The organism is Xanthobacter oligotrophicus (assembly GCF_008364685.1).
Taxonomy (GTDB): Bacteria; Pseudomonadota; Alphaproteobacteria; order Rhizobiales; family Xanthobacteraceae; genus Xanthobacter; species Xanthobacter oligotrophicus.
The window spans coordinates 209555-228975 of sequence record NZ_VTTL01000004.1; the positions used below are offsets into that span (position 1 = coordinate 209555).

At 66.6% G+C, this 19421-nt stretch carries 18 protein-coding genes; 2 read left to right on the forward strand and 16 right to left on the reverse strand.

The genetic code is table 11. The features are described 5' to 3' along the window. Positions 1–39 precede the first annotated feature (39 nt). The 3 genes from FZ033_RS07985 to FZ033_RS07995 are packed head-to-tail and all read right to left on the reverse strand — an operon-like array spanning position 40 to position 2710. On the reverse strand, positions 40–1074 hold the full coding sequence (locus FZ033_RS07985) for a transketolase family protein (protein WP_149575622.1): 1035 nt from the start codon (positions 1072–1074) through the stop codon (positions 40–42). Then, the gene (locus FZ033_RS07990) at positions 1071–1919 is read right to left on the reverse strand and encodes a transketolase (RefSeq protein ID WP_149575623.1); all 849 of its coding nucleotides are present in this window, start codon (positions 1917–1919) and stop codon (positions 1071–1073) included. Before FZ033_RS07990 ends, FZ033_RS07985 begins: the two co-directional genes overlap by 4 nt. Positions 1920–1960: 41 nt before the next feature. Further along, the gene (locus FZ033_RS07995) at positions 1961–2710 is read right to left on the reverse strand and encodes an SDR family NAD(P)-dependent oxidoreductase (RefSeq protein ID WP_041575268.1); all 750 of its coding nucleotides are present in this window, start codon (positions 2708–2710) and stop codon (positions 1961–1963) included. Positions 2711–2819: 109 nt separating this feature from the next. Here FZ033_RS07995 and FZ033_RS08000 point away from each other — a divergent pair, with 109 nt between their 5' ends. Next, positions 2820–3710, forward strand: coding sequence for a LysR substrate-binding domain-containing protein (locus FZ033_RS08000; RefSeq protein ID WP_149575624.1), 891 nt, complete (start codon positions 2820–2822; stop codon positions 3708–3710). 292 nt (positions 3711–4002) lie between these two features. Here FZ033_RS08000 and FZ033_RS08005 read toward each other — a convergent pair whose 3' ends face one another. From FZ033_RS08005 to FZ033_RS08030, 6 genes are all read right to left on the reverse strand, one after another. After that, on the reverse strand, positions 4003–4395 hold the full coding sequence (locus FZ033_RS08005) for a hypothetical protein (protein ID WP_149575625.1): 393 nt from the start codon (positions 4393–4395) through the stop codon (positions 4003–4005). 15 nt (positions 4396–4410) lie between these two features. Further along, positions 4411–5283 carry a hypothetical protein gene (locus FZ033_RS08010; RefSeq protein ID WP_149575626.1) on the reverse strand — a complete coding sequence of 291 codons (873 nt, stop codon included), beginning with the start codon at positions 5281–5283 and terminating at the stop codon, positions 4411–4413. Between the two features lie 26 nt (positions 5284–5309). Continuing rightward, complete coding sequence (locus FZ033_RS08015; protein ID WP_149575627.1) at positions 5310–7493, reverse strand: FAD-dependent oxidoreductase; 2184 nt, start codon at positions 7491–7493, stop codon at positions 5310–5312. Between the two features lie 748 nt (positions 7494–8241). Next, a complete protein-coding gene (gene rpsU, locus FZ033_RS08020) occupies positions 8242–8508 on the reverse strand; it encodes a 30S ribosomal protein S21 (RefSeq protein ID WP_149575806.1) in 267 nt (88 codons plus the stop codon). 131 nt (positions 8509–8639) lie between these two features. After that, positions 8640–10007: an O-linked N-acetylglucosamine transferase, SPINDLY family protein gene (locus FZ033_RS08025; RefSeq protein WP_149575628.1), complete on the reverse strand. Its 1368-nt coding sequence runs from the start codon at positions 10005–10007 to the stop codon at positions 8640–8642. 140 nt (positions 10008–10147) lie between these two features. Beyond that, on the reverse strand, positions 10148–10915 hold the full coding sequence (locus FZ033_RS08030) for an N-formylglutamate amidohydrolase (RefSeq protein ID WP_188079397.1): 768 nt from the start codon (positions 10913–10915) through the stop codon (positions 10148–10150). 152 nt (positions 10916–11067) lie between these two features. On the opposite strand from FZ033_RS08030, the gene FZ033_RS08035 reads away from it, so the two are divergent. Further along, positions 11068–11874, forward strand: a complete 807-nt coding sequence (locus FZ033_RS08035; RefSeq protein WP_149575629.1) for a transglutaminase-like domain-containing protein — start codon at positions 11068–11070, stop codon at positions 11872–11874. Between the two features lie 36 nt (positions 11875–11910). On the opposite strand, the gene glsA is transcribed toward FZ033_RS08035, so the two are convergent. From glsA to FZ033_RS08070, 7 genes are all read right to left on the reverse strand, one after another. Continuing rightward, positions 11911–13752, reverse strand: a complete 1842-nt coding sequence (glsA, locus tag FZ033_RS08040) for a glutaminase A (protein ID WP_149575630.1) — start codon at positions 13750–13752, stop codon at positions 11911–11913. A gap of 153 nt (positions 13753–13905) precedes the next feature. Further along, positions 13906–14841 (reverse strand): dihydrodipicolinate synthase family protein, encoded by a 936-nt coding sequence (locus tag FZ033_RS08045; RefSeq protein WP_149575631.1) that lies wholly within the window; start codon positions 14839–14841, stop codon positions 13906–13908. Positions 14842–14850: 9 nt separating this feature from the next. Then, a complete protein-coding gene (locus FZ033_RS08050; RefSeq protein WP_149575632.1) occupies positions 14851–15636 on the reverse strand; it encodes an SDR family oxidoreductase in 786 nt (261 codons plus the stop codon). A gap of 38 nt (positions 15637–15674) precedes the next feature. Next, positions 15675–16370 carry a GntR family transcriptional regulator gene (locus FZ033_RS08055; RefSeq protein ID WP_149575633.1) on the reverse strand — a complete coding sequence of 232 codons (696 nt, stop codon included), beginning with the start codon at positions 16368–16370 and terminating at the stop codon, positions 15675–15677. Beyond that, on the reverse strand, positions 16367–17386 hold the full coding sequence (locus tag FZ033_RS08060; protein ID WP_149575634.1) for a Gfo/Idh/MocA family protein: 1020 nt from the start codon (positions 17384–17386) through the stop codon (positions 16367–16369). The genes FZ033_RS08055 and FZ033_RS08060 overlap by 4 nt, the downstream gene beginning before the upstream one ends. Beyond that, positions 17386–18540 (reverse strand): ABC transporter ATP-binding protein, encoded by a 1155-nt coding sequence (locus FZ033_RS08065; RefSeq protein ID WP_149575635.1) that lies wholly within the window; start codon positions 18538–18540, stop codon positions 17386–17388. Before FZ033_RS08065 ends, FZ033_RS08060 begins: the two co-directional genes overlap by 1 nt. Before the next feature lie 7 nt (positions 18541–18547). Continuing rightward, on the reverse strand, positions 18548–19420 hold the full coding sequence (locus FZ033_RS08070; protein WP_149575636.1) for a carbohydrate ABC transporter permease: 873 nt from the start codon (positions 19418–19420) through the stop codon (positions 18548–18550). Position 19421 lies beyond the last annotated feature (1 nt).

Genomic DNA, 19421 nt, shown 5'->3' on the forward strand with positions numbered 1-19421 from the left:
TCAAGCGAAGCGGACATCTGTCCGCGAGAAGAAACCGCGCTAGCGGCCGGTCCAGTCTTTGACCTGGTCCGCGACGGCTGCGGCGGAGATGCCGTAGCGGTCGTGGAGGGTCGGCAGGGCGCCGGCGTCGAGGAAGGCGTCGGGCAGGCCGATCTGGTGGAAGCCGGCCGGCGCCACGCCGGCGCGCAGCAACGCGCCCGCTACGGCCTCGCCGAGGCCGCCGATGACGGTGTGGTTCTCCGCCACGATCACCGGGCGGCCGCTCTTGCGCGCCGCCTCCACGATGGTCGCCTCGTCGAGGGGCTTGATGGTGGGCACGTGAAGCACCGCGACCTCGACCTTGTCCTGGCGCAGCAGGTCCACGGCCTCCAGGGCCCGCATGGTCATGATGCCGGAGGAAACGATCAGGGCATCCGGGCCGTCGCGCAGCATCTTGGCCTTGCCGAGCTCGAACGTGTAGCCGTACTCGTCCAGCACCAGTGGCACCTGGCCGCGCAGCAGGCGCATATAGACGGGCCCGTCATGGGCCGCCATCACCGGCACCGCCTGTTCGATCTCGTGCGCGTCGCAGGGGTCGATCACCACCATGTTGGGCATGGCCCGGAACAGCGCGAGGTCTTCCGCGGCCTGGTGCGAGGGACCATAGCCCGAGGTGAGGCCCGGCAGCGCGCAGACGATCTTCACGTTGCGGTTTTCTTCCGCGATCGTCTGGTGGATGAAGTCATAGGCCCGGCGCGAGGCGAACACCGCATAGGTGGTGGCGAAGGGCATGAAGCCTTCCGCGGCCAGCCCCGAGGCGGCGCCGAACAGAAGCTGCTCGGCCATGCCCATCTGGTAGAAGCGCTCGGGGAAGGCCTGCGAGAAGATGTGCAGGTCGGTATATTTGCCGAGATCGGCGGTCATGCCCACCACGGCCGGATTCTCGCGCGCCAGGGCGACGAGGGCGTGGCCGAAGGGGGCGGGTTTGGTGCGCTGGCCCTCGGCGGCGATGGAGGCGATCATCGCGGAGGTGGTCAGCCGGGGCTTGCCGGCCGCATCCGCGGCGGGGGCGGCCTTGCGGGTCGCGTGGTTCATGACGGCTTCCTCTCGTCGAGCGCGGCCAGCGCCAGTTGCCACTCGTGGGCATCGACGCGGATGAAGTGGTTCTTTTCGCGCGCCTCAAGGAACGGCACGCCCTTGCCCATCAGCGTGTCGGCAATGATGATGCTGGGCTTGCCGCCGCCCGACTGCGCCTTGCACGCATCGAAGGCCTCGCGCACCGCTTCGAGGTCGTTGCCGTCGACGCGGCGGACAAACCAGCCGAAGGCTTCCATCTTTTCCTTCAGCGGCTCGAAGCCGAGCACCGAGGTGGACGGCCCGTCGGCCTGCTGGTTGTTGACGTCCACCACGGCGATGAGGTTGTCGAGCTGGAAGTGGGCGGCCGACATGATGGCCTCCCACACCGAGCCCTCGTCCAGCTCGCCGTCGGAGAACAGGGTGTAGACGTGGCGGTCGGAGCCCTTGCGCTTGAGGCCGAGGCAGCGGCCCACCGCGATGGCAAGGCCGAGGCCGAGCGAGCCGCCCGACATCTCCATGCCCGGCGTGTAGCTGGCCATGCCCGACATGGGCAGCCGGCTGTCGTCGAAGCCGTAGGTCTCAAGCTCGTCCTGGGGGACGATGGCGGCCTCGATCAGCGCCGCGTAGAGCGCGATGGCATAGTGCCCGTTGGACAGGAGGAAGCGGTCGCGCCCTTCCCATTCCGGATCTTCGGGCCGGTAGGTCATGGCGTGGAAATAGGCTGCCGCCAGAACGTCGGAGATGCCGAGCGCCTGTGCGATGTAGCCCTGGCCCTGCACCTCGCCCATGCGCAGCGCGTTGCGCCGGATGGCGTGCGCGCGTTCGGCGAGCTGCCGGTTGTGGCCGGAAGTTGCGATGGTCATCTGAATTTCCTCGAAGGCTGGACGCCGCAGCGCCAGAGCGCTCAGTGGATGAGCATGCCGCCGTTGACGTCGATCACCGCGCCGGTGACGTAGGCGGAGAGATCCGAGGCGAGGAACAGGAAGATGTTCGCCACGTCCTGCGGCACGCCGAGGCGGTTGAGCGGGATGTTCTCGAGGATCTTCACGCGGGCGTCGTCGGAGATCTTGCCGGCGTTGATGTCGGTCTGGATCAGGCCGGGGGTGACGCAGTTCACCCGGATGCCGTCGGCGCCCAGCTCGCGGGCCATGGCCTTCGCCAGCCCGAGCACGCCGGCCTTGGCGGCGGAATAATGCGCGCCGCCGAGGATGCCGCCGCCACGCTGGGCGGAGACCGACGACATGCAGGCGATGGCCCCGGCCTTGCGCTCGCGCATGTGTGGCATCACCGCCTGGCTCAGATAGAGCACGCCCTTCAGGTTCACGTCCTGGATGCGGGCCCAGCTTTCGGGATCGATATCCCACACCTTGATGGCCTGGGTGATGCCCGCATTGTTGATGAGGATGTCGATCTGGCCGGTGGCGGCGAGCACCTCGCCGATGGCGCGGGCGCAATCGGCCTTGTCGGTCACGTCGCAGCCGATGCCGACATGTTCGGGACCGAGTTCTGCGGCCGCCTTGGCGGCGCCGGCCGCGTCGAGGTCCAGAATGGCGACACGCGCCCCCTGGGCGGCGAAGGTCTTGGCCGTCGCAAAGCCGATGCCGCGCGCGCCGGCCCCACCCGAAATGACTGCGGTCTTGCCCTTGAGCAGCACGATACGTCCTCCCGATCCAATTTTGGTTGGCCGGAGTGTGTCGGAAACCTTACGTCGGGAAAAACACAAAAATTGCGCGAACCGGTGAATTAGGTTCATCTAAGGGAGCATGAATGCTCTTCCGCTCGGCGCCCTGCGCGCCTTCGAGGCTGCCGCTCGCACCGGCTCGTTCCGCGCCGCAGCGGAGGAACTCGCCATCTCGCCGAGCGCGGTCAGCCACGCCATCCGCAAGCTGGAGGACCTGATGGGTGTCCCATTGTTCGAGCGGGAGGGGCGGGTCGTGCGGCTCAATCCAGCCGGCGAGGCGCTTCATCTCAGCGTTTCCACGGGCTTCGACGAATTGCGGCACGGCATTGAGCAGGTCAGCGGCCGGGCCAGCAACCACTTGCGGCTGCACTGCGCGCCCAGCATGGCGGCGCAGTGGCTGATGCCGCGACTGCGCCGGCTCATCGCCGAGAATCCCGGCTTCGACATCCGCCTGTCGGCCAGCACGGATTATCCGCGCTTCCTGAATGATGAATTTGATGCGGACATCTGCTACGGCCCGCCCCGGCAGGAGGGCCTCACCGTCATTCCCCTCGGCGAGGAGACGGTGCGCCCGCTCTGCGCGCCCGAGATGGCGGCCGGCATCCGCATTCCGGCGGACCTCTACGACCATCCGCTGATCGAGAGCGAGCACAAGAGGCTGCGCTGGAATGCGTGGTTTCTCGCCAACGGCCTTGCCCCGCCGAGCCCGCGCGGCAGCCGGTTCGACCGCAGCTTCATGGCGATTGCGGCGGCGGTGGACGGGCTTGGCGTGACGCTGGAATCCACCCGCCTCGCCGAGCGCGAGATCGCCGACGGCCGGCTGGTGGCGCCCCTCGACGGCGTGGCCCATGACCTTCGCTACATGGGCCACTTCCTAGTTTTTCCGGCGAAGGCCAAGCCGCGCAAGGCGGTCCGCATCTTCGCCGACTGGCTGGCCCGGGAACTGGGGCTGAAGCCGCCTCCGGCCCTGTGAGCCCACAAGGCAACTCGGACCGTATCCTGAGCCCTGACACCGGAGCATCGCGACACGGCTTGCGACAGTACGGTCGTCGATGCTCCGGGCTCGCTCCCAGGCTGCGGCGGGCCCAGGAGGAGGGGGAGAAGTGGAACCGGAACTGTTCAGGTCAAACCAGGCTGGGCGGCTAATCCACCTCTGGATCTAAGTCAGGAGACCATTGTCCAATCCGACTGCGATGTCGTGTATTGGAATTGGTTCTCGTGATTTTTCGAGCGAATTTGATATCAGTTCGCGTAATTAAGATGTTCTAGTTGCGCGATACGCGCGCTGCTGTCTTCTCCGCTCGGCCAGGAAGTAGCCGCGCGTAGGATGTCTCGTTGTTGTCGTTCCAGATGATCTTGTCCCCGCTCAACGCGACGAAGACACAGTTCCAGCTGATCTTTTTCCCGTTGTCCTCGTCGTAGGCGAGGCAGAGCTTGTTACCGACGATCCGCCAGTAGCCCTGGTAGGCCTCGTGTTGATTGCGGCCGTAGATGGCGCCGTTGGGGCTCAGGTATTCGGCATAGAACTCACCATCCTCGATGCCGACGACGGTATTGCCGACCATCCGCGCGCGGATCTCATCGGCGGTGAGCTCGAAGTCGGACGCGTGGGCGCATGTCGCCAGGACGGCAATAGCCGCAGCAGCAAGAAGTCTCATGACACGCTCTCCTCTTCAGTTGCGTGGGACGAACTGCTCGACGAATGGATAGATGTTGAGGGCAAGTTCCAAGACCAGGATAGCCAGGATCCAAAGCACGATCCGGTTGCTCTTGGACCATTGGGATGCCTCGATGATCCTGGTGTTGAGGACCTCGTGATATTCGAAGGCGAAGTCCAGGGGTTCGCCGAGGGCTTCGAGGCGGTCATAGAGATCGGCCTGAAGAGCGAGTTCGGCGAACAGCCGCTTCGAGCCAGGGCTAAGCCTGGGATCGAGTTGTTCCAGGGCGGAGTCGTTGTGCAGGGCCTGGCTGTTCATCTCGGTGACGATCTCGGTCATCCGGCCGACCTTGGCACCGTTGCGCCTGAGATCGCCGGGCCAGACCGTGTGCGTCAGCCTCACATTCTGGTTGATCGAAGCCCACACTTCGGGCATGCGGCGTTCGATTTCGCAGATGTTTCGTTCGAGAAGCGTGAAGCGGATCAGCGCGTCACGGGCGTCCGCGAACTGTTCGGGGCCCGCGTAGATGATGGCGCGGGTGTTGGTCCACACCACCCGCGCCGTCCGCAGCCCCGCGCGAACCACACGGCCACCGTCCTTGGGGCCCTCCAGGGGGAGGTCTTCCAGCCAGGCGTTGTCGTCGCCGCCGAACGCCAGAGGCGGCATCCAGAGCAAGGAGAGGGAGCGTCCGTTGGTATCGTCAAACCGTGACGATGGAGCTATCGCATCAACGGGCTCGGCGACCACGAAAGCCCTGCGCGGCTCCTCGATTATGAAAACCTCCGCCTCCTCAAGAGCAGTCCCCCGTTCGGGGGCGGCATCGAGGAAGCGAAGCCGCCACGCACGGGCTTCGATCTCGACCGTCGGGTTGGGAAGTGTCCTTTGCATGACTCGGCCCCTTTCGTGTTCGGGCTTCAAGGCATCAGGGCGGCCCGGGCGGCGACGGGCCGGACAGGGACGCGATCGTCGTCGTAGAGGTGCTCGGCGATGATCCGCGCGACCTCGGCAGCCGTGGCGATATCCCGCGATGCGGTTTCCTGCTTGGCTTCGTAGGTGCAGTAGCGAAGGCACTCCGCGTCCTCGAACCATTCGCTGGGCGCCACACCGGCCCCCACCGAGAGGCGCCAGGCGCTGTCGAGCTTGGCGGGATCGGCGAAGGCGAAGCGGAAGCCCAGCGAAAGCAGCAGGTCCGACCATCCCCACCGCGACGTCAGCGTCTTGATGCCGGTGAGAAGCTCATACCGTTCGATGACCTCGATAGGCAGGTCGCTGGTGACCGAGCCGAGGATGAAGCCGCGGGAGGCGACGCGCCGGATCTCGGTGATGACCTCGGTAAGCTGGTCGCGCTCGAGGCGGCACAGGCCGGTCTCGATGACCACATCGAACGAACCGTCGGGAAACGGCAGCCGCTGCGGACAGATGCGCAGGTTATGGCCGCGCAGCCGGTGCGGGGTGCCTTCCCAGGCGGCGCGGCAGGGCTCGACGCCTATGGCATCGAACCCGAGGGCCCGCAGGTCCGACAGCAGCTTGCCGGAACCCGAGCCGAAATGCAGGATCCGCGCGCCGGGCTGCACGCCCCATGCGGTTTCCATGATCTCGGCCAGGTAGCTGCCGTTGAGCGCCCTGTTTCGTCCGGTATCGCTGGTTTCGGTCGTCGGGTCGCGGCGCACGGTGGCGGGCGCGAACTGCGAGTGCCGCCGCGCCATGACCTCGCTGACGATGATGTCGGAGGCGGCATCGGCCGAATCCAGGACGCCGTTGAGCGTCGCGTCGAACATATAGTCGCCCACCGCCAGAAGGCCGGGATACTGCTTGGCCGCGGGGCGGTGGTTTACAAAGGCGCTGCGCACCGGATAGCCGCCGGGAATCGCATTCACCGATGCCATCCAGCGATGGATCCGGCGATCGACCAGCAGCCGGCGGGCATCCCCGAAGGCCGGCGGCAGGGCGTCGAGGCAGAGGCGCTCGATATCCTCGTCGGTCATGTTGGCCAGGCCCAGGGCGGCGTTGCCGGCGATGAGGAAGCCCAGCGCCCCCCACGGTCCGATGGGGGTGCGCGCGCCCTCGTCATAGGCGCAGCAGCCATCGAAGGCGTCGAGCATCCACCAGGCCCCGGAGATGTGCTCGCGCCAGAACGGGCGCTCGAACAGCAGAGTGGCACGCAGGTAGTGGCCGGGCCGGTCGAAGTAGTTGATATGCTGGTCCATGGCCGCCTTGAGGTGCGGCGAGCGCCAGTCGATGATGGACAGCGCGGTCAGGGGCAGGCAGACGACCACATAATCGACCACCTCATGCTCGATGGCGCCGTGGGTGCAGATATCCAGCTGGAAGCGTCCGTCGAAGAGCGGCTTCACGGACTTCACCGTGGCACCGAGATGGACTTCCGCGTCGATCAGCTCGCACAGCCCGTCCACGATCTGCTCGTTGCCGCCGACCACGGAGAAAACGTCCATGTATCCGGGCACGTCCATCAAGACGTTCTTGAGGAATGTCAGGCCGTTGGTGAGATGCGGTGGGGCGGCGACATCGCTGTGGGCCATGATGCGTACGTAACGCCGGGCCGCATCATTGGTAATCTCATTATAGAGTGTTTCCTCGCCCGACTTGCGGGCCCAGGAATGGTGGTTGTCCACGTTGCGGGTGCTGGCGTAGAAATCCTCCACGCTCAAGAGTTCCGCGCATTTCTGCTTGAAGCGGACGACCTGGTCCCGTGCTTCGGATCCAAATACCTCTCCCAGATGCTCCACATCGTGGATGATCTGCCCGTCGAGGATGCAGGAGCCACCGGCGATGTGCCGGATTTCAAGGCCGAGCTCGGTTTCGATCAGGTGGCGGAGGGGATCTGGACCGAGGGAGGAGTAATCGTAGATCTCCGCGACGCCGGCCTCGTAGGGCCCGACGCCGGCGAACTCGCCGGTGACGATCTTGCCGCCAAGGCGCTCGCTCGCTTCGAAGATCTTGATTCGGCAGGCTTCACCGAGCTTGTCGGTGAGGTGCCGGGCCGTGAATAGACCCCCCGGTCCACCTCCTATGATCGCGACAGTGCAGGGTTCGGCAGTCTCTCGACAATACTGGGCAGGAGATGGCGCATACCGCATTTCGGCCTCCTTCGTGCAGCCGATACTTTCAGGTCCGAAGGCGAAATCGGCGACGCAGTGTTCCAGAAACATTCGGTTCTTGAAGAGGACACGCTCCGCATGTCGCTCCTGACGGGTGCAGGTGCGTCGCGCGCTCTTCTAAACTAGTGCTTGCAGGGTCGCGCCGTGTCGCAGACGTCCTTCGGGGCAGGCCAACGCGGGCTTGCCTGAACGAAAGGTCTTTATCTGGACCGAGAGTGGGTCGGCATCCTCGTTTCGGTTGTTGTTGTTCTTATCTCGACTGAAATATTCATAGCATGCGCAAACTGAGCAAGAAACTATCGCGGAATTACGCTAAAACTGACATATTTTGGACATATTCGCAATATGCTCGCAATTGCGAGATTCGAGCCATGGCGGCGTCTGGGACAGTCCCATGGTGTATAGAAGTACCCATCATTACGTAAGGTAATTTGTGCACAACTGTCGGTAAATATTGGGTTTTCGCAGATGATAATCGCGAGAATGTGAACCTCGATCGGTGCTTCGGTGCCGGCATCGTCCGGGCCACGAGGCTTATCGACATGGCGGAGGTCAAGTCCCTGCTCGAATGTCGTCCCGCTCTACCGCCGCGACGGGGGTGGCAAGGGAGATCTGCGCAGGGAGTGCCCCGCAGGCATTCATTCGGGAGGTGGCTTGGGGAAGGGGCTTGCGGGACTGTGCCGCGAGTGGCGGGCCGGATCGCGATCCGGCCCGAAGGGCAGCTGCCTCAGCGCGGCGAAGGGGCGGCGCCGGCGCCAGTCCGGGGCTTCAAGGTCCGCTTCGGCGCGGCGATCAAGCCTTCCCGCTGGGCCTTCTTGCGCGCAGCCTTGCGGGTGCGCCGCACGGCTTCGGCCGCTTCGCGGACACGACGCTCGGAGGGCTTCTCATACGCCTTGCGCTGCTTCATCTCGCGGAAAATACCTTCCCGCTGCATGCGCTTCTTCAGGACTTTCAGGGCCTGTTCGATATTGTTGTCTCTGACGAGTACCTGCAAAACGGTTCCAATCTGAGGGTTGCCGCGAATCCCCGGCCGCAACGCGACCGCTCGCTCGAGGGCTCCCGGCATCATACCGGAAAGTGGGCGTCTTAGCACATATGCCGCGATTTACCGCATCGGCGCAGGATTTATCCGTGCATGCCGATGGTCGCCGGCGGCAGATGGGCCCGGTGCCGGGCCGACATGGCGCCATAAAGGCCTTCCAGGTCGGCCGTATAGGCCGTCACGTCGAAGAGAGGCGCCGTCAACCTGTTCGCGGCGAGGCGGGCGCGCACATCCGCAAGACGCTCTTCGTCCACCGCCAGGGCGTAGGCGAGGTCGAAATAGGCCTCCGGACTGTCGGTTACGAGGTCCGGCAGGCCGATGGCGTGAAGGATGCTGCCGGCAACCCGGGACGGAAAGGTGTCCCCGGGGCAGGTCACGAAGGGCAGGCCCGCCCACAGGGCATCGCTGGCGGTGGTGTGGGCGTTGAACGGCGAGGTGTCGAGCATCAGGTCGGCGAGCTGGAGCCGCCGCAGGTGCTCCGCCTGGCCCACGTTGGCGCCGAAGACGAGGCGGCGGGCATCGATGCCCCGCGCGATGGCCTCGCTGCGCAGGTTCCCGGCGGCATAGGGGGTGTCGAGCAGCCACAGCACGCTGTCGGGCACGCAGGCGAGGAGCCGGCACCAGATATCGAACATCTGGGGGGAAATTTTGTAGGGCTGGTTGAAGCAGCAGAAGACGAAGCCGTCGTCCGGCAATCCCGCCTCCCGGCGCGAGGGCCTGTCGCCCACGGGCGTTCGCCGGCCATGGGGATGATAGGTGTTTGGCATGTAGGCGAACGATTCGGAATAGAAGCCCGCGCTGGCCGGCGGGGTCAGGAACGGGTCGGTGATGACATAGTCGCAGATGCCCGCGCCCATGGTGCCGGGATATCCGAGGTAGTTGACCACCACCGGCGCCGGCCGCAGCAGGGCGATGCCGGAGCGGGCCTGGGCGGTGAAGCCCTTCAGGTCGATGAGGATGTCCACCGCGTCGTCATAGATGAGCTGCGCCGCCGCGCTGTCCGCCATGGCGGCGATGTCCACGAAGCGGTCGCAGGCTGCCATCAGCCGGCGGCGCATGGGCAGGCCGTCGTCGGCGCCGAAAGAATAAGCACAGACCTCGAACGCATCGTGATCATGCGCCTCCAGCACCTCGATCAGGAGATGGGCGGTGGCGTGCTCATGGAAGTCGTTGGAGAGGTAACCAAGGCGGATCTTGCGCCGCTCCGAGGGCGGGAAGGTGAAGGCGAGGGCGTCACGCTCGACCTGCGCCGTCACCCGCCGCTCGCGGGTCCACAGTTCGGAGCATGTCCGCTGGTCACCTGCGCTCATGCCCGGCACCGACAGCAGGTGGAAGGGCGAAAGATGGTGGCCGTGGCCTTCCGCAAGGACGGCGGCGAGGTCCGTGTCATCGGCGGCAAGGTCCGCCCACTCGCACATGTGCCGCCTGCGTCCGAATGTATTCGAGCCCATGTGTCGAGGACCCTCCTGCCCGCTGCCATTCGCCCCAGCGGTTTCGCGGGGGCATCTGTCGCGCAGGGTGGGGGTCGCAGACCCGCCGCCTCCAAGGTCAGATGGTATAATAAAGCAAGAAATGGACCGTCGAGGCAGCCTCAGCCGGCCAGTGGCACGGGAACCTGCTCCGGCGGGCAGGTTTCCAGCGCTGTGGCGAGTGCGCGCGCCATGCGATCCGCCCATTCGGCCTGCCCGGCGGGTTCGGTGATCAGGTCCTGCCGGATCTCGATGCCCGTATGGAGCAGTCCGCGGCGCTCCCCGTGGACGGGGATAGTGTAGTCTGTCGTGTCATCGACACTGTATGGCTCGTTGTCGCCAACGGTGAGGCCGCTTTCCTGCCGGAGCGCCGCCAGGATGGCGCTCGCAAAACGGGTATCGCGGTTGTAGAGCGCGCCCACGTGCCAGGGCCGCGCCACGCCGTGATAGGCGGGTGTAAAGCTGTGCATGGCGATGAGCACGGCGGGCCGGCCGGCCTTCGCCCTGCGGTCCAGTTCGGCAGCGATGCGCGCATGGTAGGGCTGGAAGAGATCCCGCTCGCGCAAGGCCTTGGCATCATCGCCAAGGCCAAGGTTGCCCGGGATCGGCGTCGCCTCGCTCTCCTGGGGGATGGATGAGGGAACGGCGGGCGGGCGATTGCAGTCGATGATGAGTCGCGAGTAATTCTGCTGTATGAGGGTAGCGTCGAGTCGTTCCGCCAGCGTGCGGCACACGCCCGCAATGCCGATATCCCAGGCGATGTGACGCACTTGATCCGCCTCGGAAATGCCGAGCCGGCCCATTGATCGCGGAAAGGCATTGCCCGCATGATCCGCGACAATGAGGAACGCGGAGGCTCCTTCCGCATTGAGCACGGTGACAGGCGGCATCTCGTCGTCCGCCAGCAGGGATACCGTCCGGTCCAAATCAGTCCTCACCCCTGCGCGGCGACCACGGTCGCCTGCGCCGTTTTTGAAGTTGCCGCGAGCCATAGCAGACATCCGCGCGTTCTGCTCGCGCAAACCCAATGAGGTTCCCACCCATGAAGATTCGCGCGGGCTACGAGATTATCCACACGTGCCCCAAGCCCACTCCGATGATCCTGACGCTCAGCGTCCACCCCTCGCGGGTGAACGATCTTGAGAGCGTGGACCGGATGCTGTTCGATCCGCCGATCCAGGCTAATACCTATCACGACAGTTTCGGAAATTTCTGCCACGTCATCGAGGCACCGGCGGGCCAGCTCAAGATCCATTCGGATTTCGTGATCCGCGACAGCGGCAAGCCTGACGTGGTGGCGCCTAGCGCGGTCCAGCATCCCCTCGGCGACCTGCCGGTGGATGTGCTGCTGTTCCTGCTGGGCAGCCGCTATTGCGAGACCGACCGGCTGAGCAACGTCGCCTGGACCATGTTCGGCCACGTGCCCAAGGGCTGGCCGCTCGTTCAGGCCATCTGTGATTTCGTCCACGGGCACATCACCTTCAACTATGCCCATGCGAGCCCGCTGAGGACCGCCTTCGACGCTTACAACGAGCGGCGCGGCGTGTGCCGGGATTTCGCGCACCTCGCCGTCACCCTGTGCCGCTGCATGAACATCCCGGCACGCTATTGCACCGGCTATCTCGGCGACTTCGGCGTGCCCGTCGATGTGAACCCCATGGATTTCAGCGCCTGGTTCGAGGTGTATCTGGGTGACCGCTGGTACACGTTCGACGCCCGGCACAACACCCAGCGCATCGGCCGCATCCTTATGGCACGCGGGCGCGATGCCACCGATGTCGCCATCGTCACCTCGTTCGGACCGGCGACGCTCTCCAGCTTCAAGGTGGTGAGCGACGAGGTGGTGTGACCGGCACACTCCGATCCTGCGCGCTGGCGGGGGTTGTCACCCCGTCAGCATGTCGATGCGCGCAGTGGCCATGCGCACCCGGCCGGCCAGAAGGATGGCGAGGTTGCGCATGATGCGGTCTGCTGCGCGGGCATGGGTCTCCTGGAAGGCGCGGAACTGCTCGGCGGAAATCTCCAGGCAGACGGCCTCCGTGTCGGCCCACACGTCCGCACTGCGCGGCTGGTCGATGAGCGCCAGCTCGCCGAAGGCCATGCCCGGAATCAGGGTCGACAGGCGCACGTCGTGCATGGAGCGGACGCTGACCATGCCCCGCACCAGGAAATAGACGCGGGCCGGCGGCTCGCCGGCGTCGATGATCCGCGTGCCGGCATCGAACACCACCCGGGTGCCGAGGCGGGATAGGTCCGCCAATTCCTGCGGCGAGAGCCCGGCAAGGAGCGCCTGGCCCGACAGGTCGGCCTCGATGCCGATCTGCGAGAAGCCGCCATGGCGGTAGACGATCTGGTCCTCGGCCCAGTCCACGGCGGCGTCGTAGGTGGGGAAGATGCGCACGCGCACGCCTTCCTCCTTCATCGCCTTGACCTGCGGCGCCACCGGCGAGTTGCCTTCCACCCCGGCGATGACTGTGGTGGTGGAGGCCGGAAGCTGGTTGCGGATCAGGCCGGTGAACAGGCGCAGCCCCGCATCGGTGATGGTGGAGACCCGGTGCAGGTTGAGGATCAGGAAGGCCGGCACGCCGGCGGGGTCGGTGAGCCGGCGTGTCACATAGTCCATGGTGGCGAAGGAGAGCTTGCCGGCCAGCTCCAGCACGCGGATGGAGCTGGAGCGCTGTTCCAGGATGCTTTGCTCGTGGGGCTGGCGCCCGGGCTTGGAAGGCACGGTGCGGAAATCGTAGTCGGCGGCGATGCAGGTGCGCACGTCGTCGCGCCGCGAGAGCATGTGCAGGTCGAAGGCATCGGAGAGGGCGGAGCAGGTGCGCAGGCCACGCACGCTGTTGCCGTGGGCGTCGAGCCGAGGCGAGAAGATGCCGAGGCCCAGCTGGGACGGCAAAGCGGCGAGGATGCCGCCGCCGACACCGCTCTTGGCCGGCACGCCCACGCGGTAGATCCACTCGCCGGCAAAGTCATACATGCCGGAGGAGATCATCACCGCCAGCGTGCGCGCCACGGCATAGTTGGAGGCCACCGTCTCTCCGGTCACCGGATTGACCCCGTGGTTGGCGAAGCTCGCCCCCATCACGGCGAGGTCGCGGGCGGTGACCAGCACGGAGCACTGGCGGAAATAGGTGTCGAGGATGTGGTCCACGTCGCCGCGCACGCCGCCATAGGTGCGCAGCAGATAGGCGATGGCGCGGTTGCGGTCGCCGGTCTGGCGCTCCGACTGGAACACCGCATCGTCCACCGCGAGATCGCGCCCGGCGAAGCGGCTGAGGGTGGTGCGGATCAGCTCGAAGGCCTCATCTCCGGCGGCCTCGGCCAAGAGCCCGCTGCAACATATGGCGCCGGCATTCACCATGGCGTTGAAGGGGCGGTTGTCGGCCTTCAGGCGGATGGAATTGAAAGCCTCGCCGCTCGGCTCCACGCCGATGGCGGCCTCCACCTTCTCGGACCCCAGCATGTCGAGGGCGAGGGCGTACACGATGGCCTTGGAGACCGACTGGATGGTGAACGGCACAGCCGTGTCGCCCGCCTCGTAGACGTGGCCATCGGTGGTGGCCACCGCGATGCCGAAATGGTCCGGGTCTGCCTTGCCGAGTTCCGGGATGTAGGAAGCGACCTCGCCCTCATGCAAGGGCGTGAAGCGGGCGTGGATGCCCCTGATGGCGCGCAGCAGCGGTGTTTCGAGGGGTGTCGTGGGAACGGGCAGGAGATTCGGCACAGCGCGGCTCCGGGAAACTCCCCCCTAGTGAAAGCGCGTGCGCTGCGGTTGGCAATGGTGCGTGGCGGCGAACTGGCGCCGCACTTCCGGCCATCGGGCCGTCTCGGGGGCATCCGGCCTGTGCCGGGCACCCCCATGACGAAACCGGCGGGCTTATTCTGCCGCCAGTGCCCGGCTGTCGCGGGCAGCGAGGCGGGCGAGGAGATAGTCCACCTCGGCCCGCGCCGTGGCGGACAGCGCCGAGCCGGGTTTGCGCTGGGCATCACTGGCGATGAAGCCGCGCCGCATCAGCACATATTTGCGCACCGCGAGGCCAACCCCCTGCTGCTGCTCGTAGCGCAGCAGCGGCAGGTGGGCGTCGAACAGGTCGTGGGCCTCGTCCCGCCGGCCGGCCCTGGAGAGGCGCACCACGTCGGCAAGCATCTCGGGGAAGGCATAGCCGGTCATGGCCCCGTCGGCGCCCCGCTCCATCTCGAAGTCGAGGAACAGGCCACCATTGCCGGTGAGGATGGAGATGGGACGCATGGAGCCATCTTTCTCGAAGCCACGCAGGGTCGAGATCTTTTCCAGCCCCGGCCAATCCTCGTGCTTCAGCATGACGCAGGAGGGATGGTCCTGGACGATCTGCCGGATCACCTTCGGCGTCATCTGCACCGTGAGGGTGAGCGGATAATCCTGGATCACGAAGGGGATGTCGGTGCCGATGGCCTCCACCGCCTGCCGGTAGTAGCCGATGATCTGGTCGTCGGTGCGAAGGCTCGGCGGTGGGGCGATCATGACGCCGGCGGCGCCCCGGTCCATGGCTGCGCGCGCCAGCCAGCGCATGGCGGCAAGCCCCGGCGCGGAGACGCCGACGATGACCGGCAGGTCGCCCATGCCGGCGATGAAGCGGGTGGTGAGGTGGAGCGATTCCTCCGGCTCCAGCTTCGGCGCCTCGCCCATGATGCCGAGCACCGTGATGCCGGTGGCGCCAGCCTTGAGATAGCGGGCGATGAGGGTGTCGATGGAGGCCTCGTCGATCCGCCCGTCCGGCGTGAACGGGGTGGGCGCGATGGGGAAGAGGCCCGAGGCGGTGGCGTCGAGACGCATGGCAATCCCTCAGATGCTGGCGATGAGGCCGCCATCCACGCGGATGACGGAACCGGTGACATAGGACGACGGCGTGCCCGCCAGAAACGCGACCACATTGGCGTATTCCTGCGGATCGCCGTAGCGGCCCACCGGGATGGAGCCGGTGCTCTCGGCGGAGACCTCCTCCACCGTGCGTCCCTCGCGCTCGGCCTTCTTGGCGTCGAGGAACTTGATGCGGTCGGTGGCGATGCGGCCGGGCAGGATGATGTTGGCGGTCACCCCGTCGCGGGCGACCTCGCGGGCCAGCGTCTTGGACCAGCCCACCAGCGACAGGCGCAGCGCATTGGAGATGCCGAGATTGGCGATGGGCGCCACCACGCCGGAGGAGGTGGAGGTGATGATGCGCCCCCATTTCTTCGCGCGCATCTGCGGCAGCACCCGGTCGGTGAGGGTGATGACGGAGAGCACCATCTGCCCGAAGCTCTTGCTCCACAGTTCCGGGTCCTGTCCCGCGGCGGGCGTGGGGGGCGGGCCGCCGGTGTTGTTCACCAGAACGTCCACCGGGCCGAAGGCGGCTTCCACCTGCGCTACCCGCGCGTCGATGCCAGCGATGTCGGAGAGGTCGAAGGGCAGCGCCAGCGCCTCGCCGCCGTCCTGCTTTATGGCGGCGGCCACCCGTGCGAGGGCCGCCTCGTCGATGTCGCCCAGCGCCATCCGCGCGCCCTCCCGCGCCAGCGTCGCGGCGATGGCGCTGCCGAGCCCGCCGCCTGCGCCCAGAACGAGGGCGGTCTTTCCCTTCAAGCCGAGATCCATGCCTTGTCCCCTTGTCCTCTCGCCGCGCCTGTCGAGGCTCAGTCGGCGAGGCCGATGGGTGTCACCGGCACGCCCCGTTCGGCGCGCGCCAGATAGTCCGCCTTGCTGTATTGCATATGGTCCACGCAGAGCTGCGCCAGCGCCCAGCTGTCCGTGCCCTGCAGCAGCTCGATCATGATGTCGTGCTGGCGTCGCGACAGGGCGAGCCCGTCGCGGTCCGCCAGGTTCTTCGCGCGCATGGGCAGCGTCAGCCCCATGTAGTCCTGCAGGGTCCGCACGAGATAGGGATTGGCGCAGCCCGAGAACAGGACGATGTGGAAGGCGTCGTTGGTCTCGTGGATGCCGCGCAGGTTGCCGGCCTCCGCGTGCCGGGCATAGTCGGCCTGGATGGCCTTCAACTGCGCCACCAGCTCCGGCGGGGCGGGCAGCGGGATCTTCAAGGCCGCCTGCCGGGTCAGCATCTCGCGGACCTCGTAGATCTGGCGCACCTCCTCCGGCGAATAGGAGCGCACGGTGGCGCCCACATTCTTCTCCCGGTTGACGATGCCGGTGCGCTCCAGCTGCACCAGCGCCTGCCGGATATAGTGGCGGGAGGCGCCGTAGCGCGCCATCAGCGTGTCTTCCACCAGGCGCGAGCCGGGGGCGAGGCGGCCGAAGATAATGTCTTCCTCGACGCGGCGCAGGATCTCCGCCTGCTCGTCGGCCCGCGAGGTGGGAAGCAGGTCTTGGCTCATGCTGCGCTCCTGTCGCAGGTCTTGAAGCTGGAGAGCCGGTAACAATCCTCCACCAGCCGCAGGGTCTCGAGGTTGTCCTCCGGCGCGGTCTCGAACGGGGCGCCGGTGGCGAGGCAATCAACGAAATGGCCGATGGTGGCGGCGTAGGAATTGAGATAGGTCGCTTCCGGATCGTAGGTGAGGTGCTGCGTCGTCGCACCCGAAAGCGAAAGCTCGGCGCCTGAAAGGCGGATCGTCCCGGTCTCGCCGAGAATCATGAGCTGGTCCTGCTGCTGGGCCGGCGCCCCATGGGCGGCGAAGCTGGCGAACACGCTCACCCCGGCCCCCGAGGCGGTGGAGAGCTGGATCACCGCCCCGTCCTCGCCACGCAGGGCCGGGCAGGTGCGGCTGAGGGCGGCGGCCTCCGCCTTCAGTGGGCCGAGCAGCATGCGCAGGGTGTCGAGGTGATGGATCAGCACTTCCGCCACCAGCATCCGCGTCTCCCCGGCCATGAAGGGCTGGCGCTCCAGGGCGGTCAGGCGGCCTTGCGCATCGGGCACGGTGCCGGAGGTGACCAGGGTGAGAGCGGCGGCTTTCACCGTGCCGATGCGGCCGGCGCGCAGCCACTCCGCAGCTTGCCGGTAATAAGCGCGGAAGCGCCAGTTCTCATGCACCATGAGGCGCACCCGCCCGCCGATGTCGGCCACCAACTGCTCGGCCTCCGCAAGGCTCGGGGCCAGCGGCTTCTGGCACAATATGGGCAGGCCATAGCCGGCCGCGAGGCGCGCCAGCGCCACATGGGCGGCCCGCGGCGCGGCGATGTCCACCGCATCGAGGCCGCCCGCCGCCAGCATGGCTTCGGCGCTGTCGAAGATAGCGGGAATGCCGAATGCGGCCGCCCGCTCCGCCGCCCGCTCGCGGGAGGGATCGGCGATGGCGACCACCTTGGCGGCGTCGCCCAGCGCCTGCCAGCCCTTCAGATGATGCTGCGTGACCCAGCCGGCGCCGATCAGGCCGACCTTGAGAGGGCGGGCCATCAATGGGTCCTCCGCTGGGTGGCGGCGCGCACGGCTGTCGTCGCGCTCTCCTGCGGTGCGATTGCCTCGCCGGTGGCGGCATCGAACAGGTAGGCGGCTTCCGGGCGGAAGAACAGTTCAACCGCCTGGTCCGGCACGGCGGTGACATGGCGGGGAAGTCGCGCCGTCACTTCCGTGCCGTCGTTGAGGGCGACCAGCAGCAGGGTCTCCGCGCCCAGCGGCTCGACCGCGATGGCGCGCCCGCGCAGGGTTCCCGCCGCGTCGCCTCCATCGGGGCGTTCGATGCTGAGGTCTTCCGCGCGCACGCCCAGCGTCACCTTTCCACCGGTACGGGCAGCCAACACCGCCGGTGTCCAGCGGCTGAGCGGGGCGCTCACGCCGGACGCCTCCGCCCGTGGCGTGCCGGGGGCCAGCGTAGCCTCCACGAGGTTCATGGGCGGGGAGCCGAGGAAGCGGGCGACGAAGGTGTTGGCCGGCTGCCAGTAGACATCGAGCGGCGCGCCGATCTGGGCCACGCGGCCGGCATTCATCACGCAGATGCGGGTGCCCATGGTCATGGCTTCCACCTGGTCGTGGGTCACGTAGATCATGGTGGAGCCGAGGCGGTTGTGCTGCTTGATAATCTCGCTGCGGGTGTTGACGCGCAGCGCCGCATCGAGGTTCGACAGCGGCTCGTCGAACAGGAACACCTGCGGCTCGCGCACCATGGCGCGCCCGAGCGCCACGCGCTGACGCTGGCCGCCGGACAGGGCAGCCGGCCGCCGACCGAGCAGCGCGGCAAGGCCGAGGATGTCCGCCACCTGCATCACCCGCCGCTCGATCTCGGCGGCCGGGATGGCGCGGCGGCGCAGGCCGAAGGCGAGGTTGTCCTTGACGCTCATGTGCGGATAGAGCGCATAGGACTGGAACACCATGGCGATGTCGCGGTCCTTGGCCGGCACGTCGTTCACCACCCGCCCGTTGATGGAGAGGGTGCCGCCGGAGATGGTCTCCAGCCCCGCGATCATGCGCAGCGTCGTGGACTTGCCGCAGCCGGAGGGGCCGAGCAGCACCATGAACTCGCTGTCGGCGACAGTGAGGTCCACATCCTCCACCACCACCGGCCCAGCGCCGCCGTAGCGCTTGACGATCCTGTCGAGTTTCACCACCGCCATGGAAGCCTCACTTGATCGCGCCGGCGGTCATGCCGCGGATCAGCTTTTCGGAGAAGAAGACGTAGGCGACGATGACCGGGATCACCGAGATCATGACGCCGGTGGCGATCATGCCGATGTCCTGGAAATGGTCGCCCATGAAGGCGCGGATGCCGATGGGCAGGGTGCGCTTCTCGGGATCGGTGATGAGCACCACGGCGAACAGGAACTCGTTCCACAACTGGATGAAGTTCAGGATCAGCGTGGTGGCGATGGCCGGCATGCCCACGGGCAGCACGATGCGCCAGAAGATCTCGAGGTCGCCGTAGCCGTCCATCTTGGCCGCGTCGAACAGGTCCTGCGGGATCCGCGCGAAGAAGCCTTCCAGCAGATACACGGTGAGCGGCAGCTGGAGCGAGACATAGACCAGCGAGAGCCCGAACAGGCTGTTGTAGAGATTATAGTCCACCAGGATCTGGTAAAGCGAGATCAAGGTGATCTGCGGCGGGAAGATGATGGACGAGAACAGGATGGAATAGATCAGCCGGTTGCCACGAAAACGGTAACGGGCCAGCGCGTGGGCCGCCGCCGCGCCGACCAGCGTCACTACCGCCACCGCGCCCACCACCACCATGGCGGAGTTCCAGAAATAGGTGGCGAAGTCGGAGTCCACCCAGGCGCTGCGGAACTGCTCCCAGTGGAACGGCCGCGGCCAGGCATAATGGTCGGCGCTGATCTCGGCGGTGGTGCGCACCGACATGGTGGCGAGCCACAGGAACGGGCCGAGAGTGTAGATGGTGTAGGCGACCAGCACCAGCGCCAGCGCCCCCCGGCCGAACAGGCGTGGCAGGGGGCGCTGCGAGGGGTGCGGGTCCCGGTCGAGGATGGTGGTCACGGCCATG